General features: G+C 46.2%; 17 protein-coding genes. 6 read left to right on the top strand and 11 right to left on the bottom strand.

The window, feature by feature from the left end:
- Positions 1 to 17 precede the first annotated feature (17 nt).
- Positions 18 to 1,292 (bottom strand): MFS transporter, encoded by a 1,275-nt coding sequence (locus tag J2T16_RS17610; protein ID WP_090918386.1) that lies wholly within the window; start codon positions 1,290 to 1,292, stop codon positions 18 to 20.
- A 347-nt stretch (positions 1,293 to 1,639) separates the two neighbouring features.
- Between J2T16_RS17610 and J2T16_RS17605 the strand changes: the two genes are divergently transcribed.
- The gene (locus J2T16_RS17605) at positions 1,640 to 1,756 is read left to right on the top strand and encodes a putative holin-like toxin (RefSeq protein WP_222125695.1); all 117 of its coding nucleotides are present in this window, start codon (positions 1,640 to 1,642) and stop codon (positions 1,754 to 1,756) included.
- 326 nt (positions 1,757 to 2,082) lie between these two features.
- On the opposite strand, the gene queF is transcribed toward J2T16_RS17605, so the two are convergent.
- From queF to J2T16_RS17575, 6 genes are all read right to left on the bottom strand, one after another.
- The gene (gene queF / locus J2T16_RS17600; RefSeq protein WP_110897191.1) at positions 2,083 to 2,574 is read right to left on the bottom strand and encodes a preQ(1) synthase; all 492 of its coding nucleotides are present in this window, start codon (positions 2,572 to 2,574) and stop codon (positions 2,083 to 2,085) included.
- Positions 2,575 to 2,638: 64 nt separating this feature from the next.
- A complete protein-coding gene (queE, locus tag J2T16_RS17595) occupies positions 2,639 to 3,376 on the bottom strand; it encodes a 7-carboxy-7-deazaguanine synthase QueE (RefSeq protein WP_499018920.1) in 738 nt (245 codons plus the stop codon).
- Positions 3,369 to 3,860, bottom strand: coding sequence for a 6-carboxytetrahydropterin synthase QueD (gene queD, locus J2T16_RS17590; protein ID WP_499018918.1), 492 nt, complete (start codon positions 3,858 to 3,860; stop codon positions 3,369 to 3,371). The genes queE and queD overlap by 8 nt, the downstream gene beginning before the upstream one ends.
- A complete protein-coding gene (gene queC, locus J2T16_RS17585) occupies positions 3,857 to 4,549 on the bottom strand; it encodes a 7-cyano-7-deazaguanine synthase QueC (protein WP_499018978.1) in 693 nt (230 codons plus the stop codon). Before queC ends, queD begins: the two co-directional genes overlap by 4 nt.
- Before the next feature lie 410 nt (positions 4,550 to 4,959).
- On the bottom strand, positions 4,960 to 5,664 hold the full coding sequence (locus J2T16_RS17580) for an AIM24 family protein (protein WP_499018917.1): 705 nt from the start codon (positions 5,662 to 5,664) through the stop codon (positions 4,960 to 4,962).
- Between the two features lie 18 nt (positions 5,665 to 5,682).
- Positions 5,683 to 6,138 carry a hypothetical protein gene (locus J2T16_RS17575; protein WP_221787763.1) on the bottom strand — a complete coding sequence of 152 codons (456 nt, stop codon included), beginning with the start codon at positions 6,136 to 6,138 and terminating at the stop codon, positions 5,683 to 5,685.
- 332 nt (positions 6,139 to 6,470) lie between these two features.
- Between J2T16_RS17575 and J2T16_RS17570 the strand changes: the two genes are divergently transcribed.
- The 3 genes from J2T16_RS17570 (at position 6,471) to J2T16_RS17560 (ending at position 8,678) form a co-directional block, all read left to right on the top strand.
- Positions 6,471 to 6,638, top strand: coding sequence for a hypothetical protein (locus J2T16_RS17570; protein ID WP_167375691.1), 168 nt, complete (start codon positions 6,471 to 6,473; stop codon positions 6,636 to 6,638).
- A gap of 207 nt (positions 6,639 to 6,845) precedes the next feature.
- Positions 6,846 to 7,541, top strand: coding sequence for a hypothetical protein (locus tag J2T16_RS17565; protein WP_154890781.1), 696 nt, complete (start codon positions 6,846 to 6,848; stop codon positions 7,539 to 7,541).
- A 165-nt stretch (positions 7,542 to 7,706) separates the two neighbouring features.
- Positions 7,707 to 8,678, top strand: coding sequence for a helix-turn-helix transcriptional regulator (locus J2T16_RS17560; protein ID WP_499018914.1), 972 nt, complete (start codon positions 7,707 to 7,709; stop codon positions 8,676 to 8,678).
- Between the two features lie 35 nt (positions 8,679 to 8,713).
- Here the strand turns inward: J2T16_RS17560 and J2T16_RS17555 are convergent, their stop codons facing one another.
- Positions 8,714 to 9,388, bottom strand: a complete 675-nt coding sequence (locus J2T16_RS17555) for a 3'-5' exonuclease (protein WP_090918371.1) — start codon at positions 9,386 to 9,388, stop codon at positions 8,714 to 8,716.
- 550 nt (positions 9,389 to 9,938) lie between these two features.
- Here J2T16_RS17555 and J2T16_RS17550 point away from each other — a divergent pair.
- Positions 9,939 to 11,675: a proline--tRNA ligase gene (locus J2T16_RS17550; RefSeq protein ID WP_499018912.1), complete on the top strand. Its 1,737-nt coding sequence runs from the start codon at positions 9,939 to 9,941 to the stop codon at positions 11,673 to 11,675.
- Positions 11,676 to 12,175: 500 nt separating this feature from the next.
- Here J2T16_RS17550 and J2T16_RS17545 read toward each other — a convergent pair whose 3' ends face one another.
- From J2T16_RS17545 to J2T16_RS17535, 3 genes are all read right to left on the bottom strand, one after another.
- Positions 12,176 to 13,999, bottom strand: coding sequence for a 5'-nucleotidase C-terminal domain-containing protein (locus J2T16_RS17545; protein WP_499018911.1), 1,824 nt, complete (start codon positions 13,997 to 13,999; stop codon positions 12,176 to 12,178).
- 176 nt (positions 14,000 to 14,175) lie between these two features.
- Positions 14,176 to 14,592 carry an ImmA/IrrE family metallo-endopeptidase gene (locus tag J2T16_RS17540; protein WP_090918365.1) on the bottom strand — a complete coding sequence of 139 codons (417 nt, stop codon included), beginning with the start codon at positions 14,590 to 14,592 and terminating at the stop codon, positions 14,176 to 14,178.
- A gap of 46 nt (positions 14,593 to 14,638) precedes the next feature.
- Complete coding sequence (locus J2T16_RS17535) at positions 14,639 to 15,055, bottom strand: helix-turn-helix domain-containing protein (RefSeq protein WP_090918477.1); 417 nt, start codon at positions 15,053 to 15,055, stop codon at positions 14,639 to 14,641.
- A 713-nt stretch (positions 15,056 to 15,768) separates the two neighbouring features.
- Between J2T16_RS17535 and J2T16_RS17530 the strand changes: the two genes are divergently transcribed.
- Complete coding sequence (locus tag J2T16_RS17530) at positions 15,769 to 16,251, top strand: ArpU family phage packaging/lysis transcriptional regulator (RefSeq protein WP_221787920.1); 483 nt, start codon at positions 15,769 to 15,771, stop codon at positions 16,249 to 16,251.
- The last annotated feature ends 2 nt before the right edge of the window (positions 16,252 to 16,253 follow it).

The following is a 16,253-nucleotide window of genomic DNA, read 5'->3' as shown; positions in this document are numbered from 1 at the left end:
GATATAGCCAAAAGAACTTACTCCTCGCTCCCGTTTTCTTTTGCCCAGCGATGAAGCAACTTGTCAGATGGTAGCAGGAACGTAAAGATACCGATCAGTGGCAAGAAGCTGCATATCTGCATGACGGGTGAAACACCGAAGGCGTCGATCCAGTTGCCGAGCACGAGTGCCCCAAGGCCACCCATACCAAAGGCAAGACCAGTAATCAGACCAGAAACCGTTCCGATTTTGCCCGGAATGAGCATTTGAGCGTATACCACAGTAACGGAGAAGCTGGATAACATGATAAAGCCAATAATCGTCAGCAATACGCCAGTCCAGAACAAGTTGGCATAAGGTAACAGCAACGCCAGCGGTGCGGCCCCGGCCATGGAGAGAAAGATCATGTTACGTTTGCCGAATCGGTCTGCGAGCGGGCCACCAAAGAATGTGCCTAGTGCACCGGCAGCCAGGAAGAGGAAAATATAAATTTGCGCATCTTCCGTGGATAAACCAAACGTATCCTTCAGATTAAAGGCATAAAAGCTTCCGATTGAAGCCACGTACCACGAACGGACAAATACGAGCAGAATCAGAATCGTAATTGCGGCAGCAATTTTTTGACGTAACGCTGGATTGGGAGCGCGACGAGCCGCCGCTTGTTTACGCAGATATGCGCCGGATTGCAACATCTGCCCATACCAACGTGCGACATAGAGCTGTACAGCAATGCCCATCGCGGCAATGCCCGTAAAGCCGATGGCACCAAACAACCCAAACGGGATGAAAATCCAGCGTGTCAGGAGCGGTGCAAGGGATTGTCCAGCATTACCGCCCACTTGAAAAATAGACTGTGCCAGTCCACGGCGCTGGCCCGCAGCCATATGGGATACCCGGGAGCCTTCCGGATGAAAAGCAGCGGAGCCGAGCCCGACAAAAATGACAGAGATGAGCACCATCATATAACTGTCGGCAAAAGCGAGCAACAACATGCCCGTGAACGTGAAACCCATGCCTATGGGCAGGATCGACGGAGTAGGTTTTTTATCAGCAAACCAGCCGACAACAGGCTGCATAATCGATGCGGTAAAATTGATCGCAAAAGCGATCCAGCCGATCTGAGTGTACGTTAGATGCATGGAGTCTTTTAAGATAGGAAATATTGCCGGAATGACAGACTGAATGGAATCGTTGAACAGATGCACCAGACTGATGGCAATTAGTATCCGGTATACGGTGCCTTGGGCATCCAATCCGGGTGGGGCTTTCGAACGCGCTGCGGCGTCCTTGGCTAATGTGGTTTGTGTAGACATGTCCAGTTCTCCTTTGGTCGCGGTCACGAGGGATCAGCGCCTATGTTAGATTCTATGCAATTAAGCATATTGTTACATAATAGGATAGATTGCAAGAAGCGACAAGGGGAATATGAGGGAAATGGTAGCGGAATCAATATAATTGTGTAAACTATAAAAGTACAATCAGATAACAATCTGGATATACAGATTATCACTTTTTGTATATCAAATATTGTAAGGAAACAATCTTTCAGGCTTGTTTAAGTGGATAACTATGAGTTGGATTATATGGTATAATATGTTTTAACAACAGAATGGCTTGAAATGGGCGGTCGGCTAATCTCCTATGTGAGGAGGTGATGCCTGTGGAGATAAAAGATGTATTGACGCTGATGATCAGTTTTGCGGGGTTTACAGTAACCTTGATTGGACTGGTCGTAACGATCGTCATTGCATTGAATAATCAAAACAAAAAGAAATAGGCCGCCCTCGGTAAGGTAGCAGCCTATTTCGATTACCTGTCCACAGCCACCGCCCTTGAAAGCGGCTGTTGTAAAAGAGTGAGGATGTTGACGCATCCTTACTCTTTTTTATATTATCCTTATTGTCTACAGTTTATCACAACATTTCCCAAAACTCCACATTTCCAATCTGGATTTTGACCATTTACATACCGTTGTCAGTTTGTTCTGAATGGAAATTTGGGTAGAACAGGTAAGGTCTATCATTTCTATGATTTCAATTGTGAGAAAATGGGGCCTCTTCAAGTTTGGGAGAGTCCCAATTTTATCTATCCTATAATTTTGCATCAGCGATTATCAATTGTCTCCGGGTTCATATCATGGTTCATCATGCGGTGTTCGGCCATTTGCTCGTATTTGGTTCCCGGTTTGCCGTAGTTGGTATACGGGTCAATAGAGATGCCGCCGCGCGGGGTGAATTTGCCCCAGACTTCAATGAAGCGCGGGTCCATCAGCTTGATCAGGTCGTTCATGATGATGTTCACACAGTCCTCGTGGAAATCACCATGGTTGCGGAAGCTGAACAGGTATAGTTTTAGCGATTTGCTCTCTACCATTTTGATATCGGGAATATAGCTGATATAGATCGTTGCAAAGTCCGGTTGACCTGTAATCGGGCACAGACTAGTGAACTCCGGGCAGTTGAATTTTACAAAATAATCACGGTACGGATGCTTGTTATCAAAGCTCTCCAGAATACCAGGATCATACTCAAATGTATATTTCACATTCTGGTTACCCAGCAATGTTACATCTTGCATCTCATCAGGTTGTCTCATAGGGTACAAACACTCCTCTTATTCAATCGAAGCCGCAGGCCTCGTATTATCATCTCGTATATATTTAAACCCCGCGTTTATTACCCCATACCAGCGTATGAAGCTGTGGAAGCACACGCACGTTGTTCAGATCGTCCGAGGCACTTACCTGATCAATCAGCCACTCGTAACGCTCCAGCAGAGAAGCCGTCAGATCCGGCGTATCCGCCGAAGAAACATCCGGGTTCCCCGTTTGTAAAAATAAAGCCGTGCCCGGATACCGTGCATGCACACGGCGGGCATAGTCCAAGTCTGTCTGATCGAAGATTACGATCTTCAGACTATGGCTTCGATCCGCCGGGCCAGCAGCCAGGCGGCTGATCACATCGTCCAGCCCAGCCCAGTCGGTGTCCATGCCTGAGCTGGGCGGCTTGGGCGAGACGGTGACTTCGTCAATGTCCGCCAGCCAGGACTGCCAGCGCGAGCCCTGCGTCTCAACCGCGGTGCGGACGCCGTTCTCCCGCAGCAGAGCAACCAGCCCGCCCAGCGAAGCCAGCAGGGCGGGGTTACCGCCGGAGAGGGTTACATGGGAGAAACGCGTGCCGCCCAGGCGGCGCAGTTCATCCCATACCGCCTCCGGCGTCAGCATGCGAATCTGGTCCTTGCCGCTGCCGTCCCAGGTAAAGGCCGAGTCGCACCAGGAGCAGCGATAATCGCAGCCCGCGGTGCGCACAAACATCGTTTTTTGCCCGATGACCATGCCTTCGCCTTGAACCGTCGGACCAAAAACCTCCATGACGGGGATGCGTGCTTCCTTACTCATCGATCATCCACTCCCGTCTTGCTTCAGCATAACTGGTCGGAGTCTCGAAGAGTCGCACGAATTCCGTGCGTGCGCCGTCTGTAAGTCCGGCATAAGGCTCCGTTTGTAGAGCATGTTCCATCTGCTCGAACAACCAGACCACCATATTTTCAGCCGTCGTATTCATCAGAGGCAATGTTTCATTCAAATATTGATGATCCAGATAACCTTCAATCCGGCTTTTCCAGATGTCCTTAATATGTCCAAAATCAACCGTTAGCCCGGTTTCACCCGGATAACCGCTGATGCCAAAAACCACTTTATACGTATGCCCGTGCAGATTTTTGCACTTGCCTTCATAACAGTGCAGATGATGCGCCGCATCAAAAGTAAATTCTTTGCTGGCTAGCACACGTTTGCGATGATATCTCAACTGCGTGGGCAAAATATCCTGGTCAATCCGTTGCAACCGCTCAACGATGCGAAACGTTCCAGGCTCTCTCATCGCGTATCCACTCCAGTGGAGGGAGTACTTGTATGAGCAACTGTACGTTCCTCTACATAACGATCGAGTCCCGCTTTGCGTAGCTTGCAAGCGGGGCATTCGCCGCACCCGTCACCGATGATGCCGTTATAACAAGTCAGGGTACGTTCACGCACGTAATCGAAAGCGCCCAGTTCATCGGCCATTTTCCACGTTGCTGCTTTGTCCAGCCACATCAACGGCGTATGAACAACAAATGGGTAGTCCATCGACAGATTAAGCGTTACATTCATCGACTTTACAAATGAATCCCGGCAATCGGGATACCCGCTAAAGTCAGTCTCGCAGACACCTGTGACCAAGTGGCGAGCACCTTTTTGTTTTGCCATAATGGCCGCGAAGCTGAGGAAGAGCAAGTTCCGTCCATCCACAAATGTGCTGGGCAGCTCCCCTTCTTCGTGGGTGATTTCTACATCATCTCGAGTGAGCGCATTCGGTGCGAGCTGGTTCAGCAAGCTCATATCCAGAACCGTTTGCTGCACGCCCAAATCCTTGGCAATCGCTGCTGCACATTCAATCTCCAGCTTATGACGTTGCCCGTAATCAAACGTAACCACTTCAACCTCGGCAAATTGTTGTTTTGCCCAGAACAGACACGTTGTGCTGTCCTGGCCGCCGCTGAATACAACGACCGCTTTTTCTTTGTTCAACATAAAAAAACCTCTCCATCTTCTTGAGATCACCCCAGCATAGTAGCAAGGAATGTCGGAAGAACAGAGAAGTTCATGAACTGGCATCCATCAAAAAACACACCTTCTTAATAACCGCTTTAAAAAAAGCTGCTATAAGCAAGTGTCCTTAGTTTTTTACGTACATCGTGACAACGTTATTACGTCAGCCCATATCCTTTTACAACTTAAACCTTAAGCCTAAGCATATATAAGATACGTGTAATCACGGAAAGCAGTACGCAAGACTGTAGCGACCATACACAGGTCAAGTCTTGTAGAGGGAGTTCGCGAACCTCTCCCATGCCATAGGCATGGATTTTCTTCTTTAATTGTCCGGGTTCAGTATACCATATCATTTACCGGATCGGCACATTTTTTAAAATCCATATTTACTTAATAATGACGTTACCAAAAGGAATGACTTCTTTTAATATACGTTTGAATAAACCTTCGTCATTGATGTCCTGTTGCAGTCTGTAGTTTTCCCGTCCCGCTTGAAAAAGCACCGGGCCTTGTCCTGTCATTTTCCAATGATAGTTCATATGCTGGCTGGCCAGGTTGTTTCCGTATACGGTTAATTCCAGATGAGCATTCTCGGGGTAGGCGATGACGCTCCCAGCATCTACATAAAGCGGGGCAGTGGGATGCAGTTCTTGCTGACATACCTGACCTTGTGTGAGCAATCCAATGGTTCCTTTGCCTGCAAACTTCATCTTCACTGCATCCCGGGTAATCAGCATGTTTTTGATCTTCTGAATTTTGGTCTGCATCGTGACACCTTCGGAATAGAAGAACAAGTGGCGAAAATCATAAAGCAAATCACTGTTCTCCGTAAGCTGCACTTCTTTCATGGTGAATCCCGGTGGAAGGGCGGCTACAAATTGGCATGGTCCAGTAATTTCTGATTTAATCAGCTTTTTTTTGCGATACATACCCGAGATATTCATGAATTTATCTTGTCTGTTGCTGCTGGCACCGCGAAAAGCAACAATTTGCTGCGGATGCAGAATATGAAGACGGTCATCCTGAATCAGTGAAAATGTAACCACTTGTCCGACTCCGCCAGCTTCAGCATGGTTCAGATGTATATGCATGCAGTAACTCCTGTTCTTTTATAGTCGGCCAGATCGCCGGCGCATTCCCCAGCGCATCACGCGAATCAGAAGGAAGTAACCTAATATGAGAGCAACAATGGTGATCACCATCGTTTGAATTCGCTGTGCGGTGGCTGTTCTGGCATCCTGTTCAGATTGAAGTTTGCTGACCATTTCGGTCAGTTTCTGGTTCTGAGCCAGGAGTTGATCATTTTGTGCTTTGAATGCTTCGACATTCGCCTGGGCTTGTCCGAGCTGGGCGGAGGTTTGATTTAGTTGCTCCAGTGTTTGCTTGTAACTCTCCTGTAATGCGTTCACTTCCCCAGGTAGTTCCGACACACGCTCCCAACCATTATAGATATCCGAGAATATATTCGCACTCGCTGCATTTGCAGTAGAACCGAGTATGACTGTAAATAGAATACATGTGGAGATAAACACCCGAATGAAATATCCCTGAATGGATTTTGGCATGATTAACACCTCTCTCTTCGGTAGGATCGATTCAGAGCTGAATTCGTCGTCATTTGTTGAATTCTCGCTCTTTCATTATACGTCAAAAACCTGGAGTTGGGTTCAAGAGGATTACGTTTTATTACCCGAATGTTTCGTGAAGATTGATGTTAACAAATGTTTTATTTTAAAAATCAGAGGGTAATACAAGAATAGCAGTACCCCGGACAGAGCAAACACAAAGATTTACTTCCGCTCCGGGTATATCCTGTTCACAAATATGCAATATAATGCTTAAAATTAATATATTTCGATTTTGAATAAGATCGTTAATAATGAAGGAGTAGAATAATATGTACGTATCAAACCAGAGCGCGTCAACGAAAACAATCATGATTACTTTAAATGGCGAGCCAGTCGGACGCAAACTGATTATTGACAGTGTAACTTATGCACCGGTTAATCAAACGGACAGTGCACAGTACATGCACAAAATGGAGCATAATCATCCAGCTGTTTAAGTTGGGACTTGTCATAGAGAAGGGTGTGAAAAGCTTGGCTAATAGCCAAGCTTTTTCGTCGTTTATTGTCGCTTCTAGGCGGATCAAGGGGAATAAAACTAATATAATGGAAAAAATTAATGAGAACATATGTTCCGTGACAATATAGTGTCCATTCACCCTGCTAACTTAGAAGATAATACACATAAATCGGGGGAGAGACTACCAGTGAACTCAGTCTTTGAAGTATCTTATTCGTGGAATAAAGAGGCCATACCGACAGGGGGAGCCGATCCCGTATATATGATGGTAGAGTGGCGTTACGGAGCCCCTGCCAAAAGACTTAGGAAAATAGCACCCAAAATTATGTCGAGAGATTTAGAGCTTTTGCTCAAACCGGAATATGGCGTTCAGCTTAAAGGCATTTATGGATGCCGATCCAAAGAAACAGATATTGGTTGGGTACTGCGACTTGGTGATGTACTCAAGGGAGAAAGCAAACAGATTTTGCTGGAATTTGCCGTAGGACCGCATCTATCAGGAAAAGCAGCGATATGTTCTGCCTATTGGAGTACCCGCAAGTTAAAGCAAAGTCAGCGTGTGCTTCTTCGTCGGGAACAACTCTATATTCAGTATACAAGTCACCTGGGCATGCTAAGACAGCCAGAAGACCCGAAAGTAGAGAAAACGATTAAATTGAACGAAACCGTACCCTTGCTTAAACAGGCTCTACGTGCTTATGAACGAGGCCGTACCCAGGAAGGTAGCGACATGTTGCGCCGTCATGCCGATGCACTGTTAATCGAAGCTGCACGCAAACAGGATCTGGATTATTTAACAGAAGCGGAGATTGTTGAGAAGCTTCGTTATCATTATGGTATTACGTTTACTGCCAATCGCCAAAATGTGAAAGAACATTGTTAGATCAATGAAAACGTAGTCAAGTGATAACCGTACAGAGAGAACCAGTTTACATAAGTTTTGAAGGTGAAGTTAAACAATAAGTCGAATGTATATATCCATACTATATCAGTCGAGGATGGAGCTGTATCATACTATTTGAAACAACATCATGGAGGGCCTGGCCAAATGACAGACCGACTAATCCGATTAATGCGCATTATTACGCTGGTCCAAGCCAAGCCGGGCATTCTGGCTCGGGAGCTTGCGGAGAGGTGCGAGACAACGGAAAGGACGATATACCGTGACATGGAGGCCCTCAGCGCAATGCATATTCCGATCGCCAATATGGGACACGGAAGAGGGTACATGTTTATCAGCCATTTTGCCATGTATCCGCTAAATTGGTCTGACGAGGAAGCCCAAGCTTTCATACAGCTTGCAGACGTTATGGAAGATATTCGTCCGCTATTAAAGCCTGCATTTGAGAGTGCCTACGAGAAAGTAGTAGCTTCAAGCCAGAAGAACAGAACCGAGCGAGTGGAATGGGCTGAGCAGGTCAGAGGAATGTTTAAAGAAGGAGGAATCGTCTGGCAAAGTATGGACGAAGATGAACCGAGTGATTCGCTCCTTTTGTTGCTTCAAGCAGGAATTTCACAAAACAGCATGGAAGGGAACTATCAGTCTCAGGGAGAATTGGAGATGATTCGCTTTGATCCATATTGCCTGATTCCTCGGGAATATCAATTTGATCTGTTAGCTTATTGCCATCTCTCCGAGAGAATGAGAACGTTTCAGGTAAACCGGCTATACGATTTACGAATTATTCCACGTACCTTCCGCAAAAATGATTATTTAATCCAGTCTTATTTCCGTACTGCCTGGATCACGAGAGGCAGTACAGAAGAGACCGTGGTTAAAATTCGATTCTCTTCCCTAGTTGTGGACCGCGTGATGCAGGAACGCTTTTTTGTGCGCCCCGTTCTGACCAGAGAGCCTGAAGGTACCCTATTGTTTGAAACTGTAGTGAGTGATGCTGAGGGATTTTTCGTGTGGATATCCAGATACGGGCCAGAGGCTGAGATCCTGGAACCGGAACATTGTCGTAACCTGATGCAAGAACATTTGGAGCGCTGGCGGCAAGTGTACAATCCAAAATGAACTTCAGATTACAGGTTTAACGTCTGGATACCGTCTTACTCCTTGGCTTTAAAAAGATTGGCAAGATTGCCAAACGGTGATTCCTTTTCCTCATCATCCACAGCACTGGAGTAAACCACTTTGGAAGCAACGCCTTCATCATCCGCTGCGCAATTATTTTCTAATTTGAACTTGTCGAACTGGTGCATAAACACTTTAGCCGTATTGATGGCATCATCCAAAGCGCGGTGTTGTGTCCCGTCAAATTCAATTCCACAGAGTTCAAGAGCTTGGGCAAGTCCGAGTTGCCGAAACTTTCCTTCTTTGTGCATGGCCCGCGACCATTGTTGCTGTAAATCATTATGATTGGTAATCCAGGCCACATCCAAATGATGTGTTCGGCAATGGGAGATGAATTTGTTGCGGTCATCTGGTCCCCAGGAGCACATATAATAAGGCTCATTGCCCATCCAATCGATGAATTGACGCAGTGCTGCTGGGAAAAGAGGGGCTGCATCGATGTCTTTCTGTGTGATTCCTGTGAACTGAACGGTGTCGGTAGACAGGACGGATTTGTTAGATGGACGAACATACGTATGAAAGGTGTCCGTGACTGTAAGGCCTGTATCCGGGTTCTCACTCACTTTGACAGCACCGATATCGATAATTTCAGATGAGTAGCGTGTATTGCGACTTACTGTAAATTCAAGATCATATATAATATAGGACATAAGATAAACTCCTTTATGAAAGATACAAATTTCCATTCAGGGATCCGTACGTGAGATCCGTAAAATGTTAATCTCTATTCTACAGTGAACCTGGGGCCGTGTCAGCCATTGTTACGGATTTCGCCTGAAGTAGCTTGGCATAATGGTTTCGAGTGACCCCTTCGTTTAATTGTATTGATTGACAAGTTCGTCTAAATGTTCTAATGTGATCAAAAACGAAAAATAGCGTTTACCGAGGACATAATCACGTAAGCTTGCTTCAACAGAGAGGGAATGGATTGCTGTAACATTCCTGTTGCTGCTACGCAATTCCTACCTCGTTAGCTGCAAAGGGGAATGTCTGTTTTATAACAGGCTGCAACCTTCGCCGGAAGGGTCCGTTATGCCCCTAAGGACTGTATGTTAGCGCGCGAGATATGAAACGACTGTATACAGTTAAATAAGGGTGGTACCACGACGCATTCGTCCCTTGACGAATGCGTCTTTTTGCTGTTCAAGAATTCATGTGCGTAGTGCCTACCTATCTGATCATAAAAGGAGTGTATTCAAGATGCGTCAAAGTGAAATGCTTGTTCCAACATTACGTGAAGCACCCGCTGAGGCTGATGCAACGGGACACCGCCTGCTACTGCGCTCGGGTATGATTCGTCAAGTGGCCGCGGGAATATACAGTTATTTACCACTCGGGCGACGTGTGCTTCTGAACGTCGAGCGAATCGTCCGGGAAGAGATGGATCGTGCCGGGTGCCAGGAAGTATTGTTGCCCATTATGCAACCAGCAGAGCTGTGGGAGGAATCCGGCAGATACACGCAATATGGTCCAGAGTTGATGCGTCTGAAGGACCGGCACATGAGAGAGTTTGCGCTTGGACCAACCCATGAGGAGGTCGTTACGGCATTAGCTCGTGACGAGGTCAACTCTTACCGTAAGCTTCCCTTTACCTTGTATCAGATCGGAACCAAGTTCCGGGATGAGCGCCGTCCACGGTTTGGTTTGTTACGAGGCCGAGAATTTATCATGAAGGATGCCTATTCATTTGCATCGGATTGGGAGGAACTGGATCGAACCTATCAGGCAATGAATACAGCATATTGCCGCATTCTGGAACGCTGTGGCCTGGACTTTCTTCGAGTTGAGGCAGATGCGGGAACCATTGGTGGACAAGGTGAGACACATGAGTTCATGGCTCTGGCTGATGTAGGAGAGGATACCATTGTGACGTGTAAAAAATGTGGTTATGCTGCGAATCTGGAGAAGGCGGCATTTCAATCCGTAGAACCTGCTATCCTTACGAATGAACCAAAAGCTAATGAGCACATGGAAGTGTTACGGATTGAGACACCAGGTGTTCGTACTATCGCAGAATTATGCTCTTTCCTTGATAAGAAGGCCGAAGATATGATCAAAACATTGCTTTATCTGGCGGATGGTCAGCTTGTTGCTGCTCTTGTCCGTGGGGATCATGAACTGAACGATATTGCCTTGAAACAGGTGCTTGGCGCAGAGGAATTGGAGCTGGCTGACGATGCAACTATCGCCGAGCATTCCAATCTCACCGTCGGTTATCTTGGACCAGTGGGGCTTGGGCTACGTATGGTGGTAGACGCTGATGTGGCCACCATGAAGCATGCAGTGACCGGAGCGAATGAGGCTGGCATGCATCTATCAGGTGTTCGTCCAGGCATGGATTTTGCGCTGGACCAAGTCGAGCGTATCCGTTTTGCCACTGCAGGGGATTGTTGCGTATCATGTGGCGAACCGCTTGTGTTCACCAAAGGCATTGAAGTAGGGCATATATTCAAGCTGGGTACAAAGTACAGCGATGCCATGGGAGCTGCTTTCCTGGATCGCAATGGTCGTCAGTGTGCACCTGTAATGGGATGTTACGGTATCGGGGTATCTCGTTTGATGGCAGCTATTGCTGAACAGTACGCGACGGAAGAGGGCATTCAGTGGCCTGTTTCTGTAGCGCCTTATGATGTGCATCTTATCCCGGTAAGCTGGAAAGACGAGCATCAACAGAAGCTAACTCTTGAGTTGGAGCAACATCTAATGGATTGTGGATTCCGTGTGCTCGTGGATGATCGGGATGAACGGCCGGGTGTAAAATTCAAGGATGCCGAATTAATCGGGCTACCTGTGCACATTGTTGTAGGCAGAGGAGCGGCCGAAGCACAGGTAGAACTGGGCTCTCATATGCTTGCTGATTCAGGCGAAGCGAAGCGAATCAGTATGACGGCACAGGAAGCTGTGAATTACGTGAAAGAGCAAATGCGCCGAGATTAAGCATGGATTTAGCATATGAAGCGATGAAAATACATGTCATATGTGATAGATAACATTTGCCTATATAATAGGACTGAATATTGTGTCGATCTTTATTTTTAGCTGAATAAGCTAGAGGTTCCTTGGAAAACGGGACTCTAGAAGTAGAAAGAATGTCTAATCACAGAAAATAATCGTACCAAGTGACTATAGCTGGAAAATAAAGATCAGGTTAATTGTGCTTTTGCTTATAAAGACACGTTAGGTTTGGCTATTCGAAGTGATACGGGTATAAGTATGCAAAACTAGCGCAAGCGTAGTTGTGCTTCATCCGCGCCGTAAATCGCATAAATACGGATATTACAGGCATATATGTTCTAGTTCAGCAGGGGGTAGACATCAACTTTGAAGCCGAAAGCGGCATGCAAGAGGTTTATTTTTGAAATAGAAAACGAAAGGGAGTCCTTAGCCAGTGATCTGGGCAAGGACTCCCTTTGTCGTTTATTCGGAATGGTTGCAGATTAAGAAGCAGCAGGCAACTTCAATGTCTGACCTGGATAAATCCAGTGTGGGTTTTTGATTTTATTGATCTGTTGAAGTGTCTTCCATGTTGTACCATATTGTTTGGAGATCGAATACAGAGACTCGCCTGATTTTACGATATGCAATTTAGCAGGGGCTGGAGCTGGTTTGCCCGGTGCTGGTTTGACCGGTTTCTCCGGCTTTGGTTTTTCTGGTTGAGGCTTGGTTGGTGTTGGTGCTGGAACAGGGGCCGGAGCCTCAGTACCCGGTGCTTCTGGTTCTACAGCGGCTTTCTTGCCTTCACTTATGCGGCCGTCGGTTTTAATATCGACTGCGCCGAGTTTTTGCATGTAGTTGATCAATGCCTCATCCAGTGCACCGTACATACCGGTTGTTGGATACTTGGCGAACATCGTGTACTCATCACCGCCGACAGCTGTGAAGTCATTGGTTGCAAGGGTGTAGGTCGCGGCTGGATCAAGAGTTTTATCACCAACCATTACGGTATGAACACGGCTACCTTTTGCAGCAGCGGCGTCAATTTTGAATGTAATTCCGGATACTTGCGGGAATCCACCACTTGGTTCCGGGTAGGAACCTACACCGTTCTCCAAGGCTGCGAGTACATCAGAGCCTTTTACATCAAGGGTAACGACTTGGTTGCCAAAGGGAAGAACGGTAATGACATCACCTTTAGTTACGATGCCCTTTTCAATAGAAGAACGAATACCTCCGCCGTTAGTCAAAGCGATATCGGCTTTGCTGACATCACGGATTGCATCAGCCAGCAAGTCTCCTAGATTGGTCTCGCCAGCACGTACTTGTTCACGTTTGCCGTCGAGTAGAACAGCGGTATTTGCTACTTCTTCTTTCAGGATCGGTTCTTGTTTTTTCTGAATGGAACTTACGAGTGCTGCAACATTCCCATTGGGTTTAATGTCTTTGGCCCCGGTTTCATCCACTAATGTTGCTGTTTTCTTCGAAACTTTGCCGCCGTCTACCCACAGGTCAATGACACCTACATAATTGGTATATTCACCTGCACTTGCAATCAAAGTTCCATGATCAGATACAAGTCCGTTTTTCAATACGGTATGGCTATGTCCATCGATGAACACATCAATGCCCGGCACCTCTTTAACGACTTTGAAGCTTGTATCCGTACTGGAAACATCTTGTCCAAGGTGTCCGAGAACAACGACAACATCGACTTTGCTACGAATTTCATTCACAAGAACTTTAGCTTCTGCAGAAGGATCTGTAATTTGCAGACCTTCTACGTTTTTCGGGTTCGTTTTGTACATGGTTTCTGGTGTAGTCAAGGCAATAATTCCGATCTTCACACCATCCACTTCTTTAATAAGGTACGGTTCGAAGATACGAGTTCCATCTTTTTTCTTTACGTTTGCACTGAGCATAGGGAATTTCATCATCTTCGCCAGCTCCATGAGACGTTCCGAGCCATAGTTGAATTCATGGTTACCAGGTACCATCGCCTGATAGCCTATTTCGTTCATGACCTGCACAATGCTCTCGCCTCTAACAAGAGTTGCAAATGTGGTACCGTGTACCGCATCGCCTGCATCCAGCAAGAGGGTGTTAGGATTTTCGCTGCGATATTTATCAACGATGCCTGCGACTTTGGCAAAACCCATAGCAGGTGATTGTTCCACTGCTCGAGCATGCATGTCATTGGTATGTAGGATAGTGATGTGTTTACCTGTTCCTGGAGCAGAATCCGTTGCTGCTGCCGCAATGCCTACACTGCCGAACAGTAAACAAACCGTTAGCAGAAGTAAAACAACGTTTTTCCAGTTTTTCATGAATCCGAAACCTCCCAAAATAGTAATCTATTAGAGCGTTTATACAGCTCATGTAGTATTTTAACAGACTATGTTGAGGAAATCTCGTGATTTGCGTAAAAATAAGTAACCTGAAAGTGACATCTGATTCTGCCTGGAAAACGGGTTCAACACTACATGATAAAGAACGTATGTTCTTAATTACTGTAAAAAAAATGCTGCGCATCACGCGGCAGTCCGGTACGTAAGCAAAATTTCTCAAGAGATTCTTCCGGTTCCGGTGTGACTCCGGCCGTCAATAGTTGAATGGCAAAAAGATTGGCTTGTCTCTCCAATTTGCCTGGAGCGAAGTAGGAATGCTCCTCAAGGAAGAAACGGTTAATTCCTTTGTGCAGTCTGTCATGCCCCAGTTCATGTGCACATACAAATCGCTGCCATTCAGGGGGCAAGTCATTGTGAATCACAATAAATCTGCGACGAAGTTTACGGAAATACAGCCCTTTCGTCGACTTGCCCAGATTCGTAAAACGAATCTGTATTCCTACAGCACGGGCAATGCTGAACGGACAGTTGGTTCGGTGTTTGCGAATCAGCTTGGTTACGATGTCATCCATATGATCTCACCTGCAGTTTCAATAAGTTTGAACTCGCGTCCTGGTCTCATGGGCGTTGATCCGATTCGCCTGGCTTTTTCCGTTTATTCATCTGTTTGGCTTCCCAGAACAAACCAGTCAGCACGTCTTTGATCCGTTTCTTGTCCTCTTCATCCAGCGGAATACCGTCGAACATCAGATCGTCGTCATCCTCCAGCATTTTTTTAAAATCCCGGCGATCCTTGTACGTCGCCCATTCCGGTACTTCCTGAGGGTTCGCCTCAAGGCCTGTCTCCATATAACCTGCCTGTTTCATCATGTCTGAGTAAGGTACGGCGAGTGCGTCGGCAATTTTTCGGATCGTTGCTGGTTTAGGCACCCCGCGCACACCATTTTCAATCCGTGAAATCTGTGAATTGCTTATTCCAGCCGCTTCAGCGAGCTGGTTGATGCTGAATCCCTGCTGCTCTCGCAGTTGTTTCATATAAGGACCAAAAGCGTGCTCCACAACTCATGCATCTCCTTCGACTCGTCATAAGTGCTTGTGATTATAAAGAAGTTCGTTCTGCTCATGCGACGTTCTGCAAACTTACCCGTTCCGAAAGCGGATCATTCTTTCGATCGCTGTTATCCCCGGATTTCCTGTCATGTTCTCCTTAAAGGGAGAAATCCGGTGATAAAGGCGAGCGCTCCGCTTCTCCAGAATTGATTCCGCCTCCTGCACTTCGTCTGTGCGCCTGCCGACGTGGAATCATTCCCAGAGCCATGGACTTCTTCATAAAAACAAATGACTTATACGAGTTCAGTAATTATCTGTACTATATCGTATATATACCATTAGGTAAAGAGATATGAAACATTTATGCCAAAAGGTATAGAAAATGAGAGCGAAGGTTTTATTTTATCGTCTAAATGACCCAAAATGAAGGTTTACTCTTTTCTCCAGAAAGTGGTATCCTCTAATAGAAATACGAACAAAGTACGAACATAATGTAAACAGAGAGCCGTTTCCAAAAGGCAATGGAAGAAAAAAATAAAATACGTTATGTTTTGAAAAATCGGAACAATTCTATGTGGGAGACAGTCTTGGCTAGAAGATGGGGATGAGCAGAAATATCAGTATGAGTCGTCAAAATGGAATGAAATATAGAGTGAATTAACATTAGGAGGAGAATGACTATGGCAACGATGACAAATATGGAATTGATATTACCGGAATTGGATCGTCGGAAAACGCAGGCAGCTGTCGAGGCTGTATTGGAGAAGTATCGGATTTATAAAACGATTGCTTTTGAAGAACGTGAGGTGCAGGTGACTGCAAGTTATACGGAACGTTTTCATGGGGCTACCAATGTCACAGGAGATTCTACCGCGAAAACAGCAATCTTTAATGTGGATGTCCAGCGAGCGCGTCAGGCTTACTGCGATACCATTGATCATATCGTATCTCGGCTCAGTGAGAAAGAACGGGTATTGGTAAACGAGCGCTATATGAAGGACGATGATGTCTTTGACTATAAAATATACAACCATGTTTTTGATCCGCCTGTGAGCAAGGATACCTATACCAAGATTCGTACCCGTGCTTTTTACAAATTGGCGCTGGCTTTGTCTGACCGTGGGCTGATGAATATGGAACCTCTGTCATGCACAAGAAAAGAACGGAAGAAGTCTGGCTGAGC

Source organism: Paenibacillus intestini (assembly GCF_030803945.1).
GTDB classification, from domain to species: Bacteria; Bacillota; Bacilli; order Paenibacillales; family Paenibacillaceae; genus Paenibacillus; species Paenibacillus polysaccharolyticus.
The sequence above is the reverse complement of the archived record's forward strand: the minus strand, read 5'-3'. Positions and strand labels throughout refer to the sequence as shown.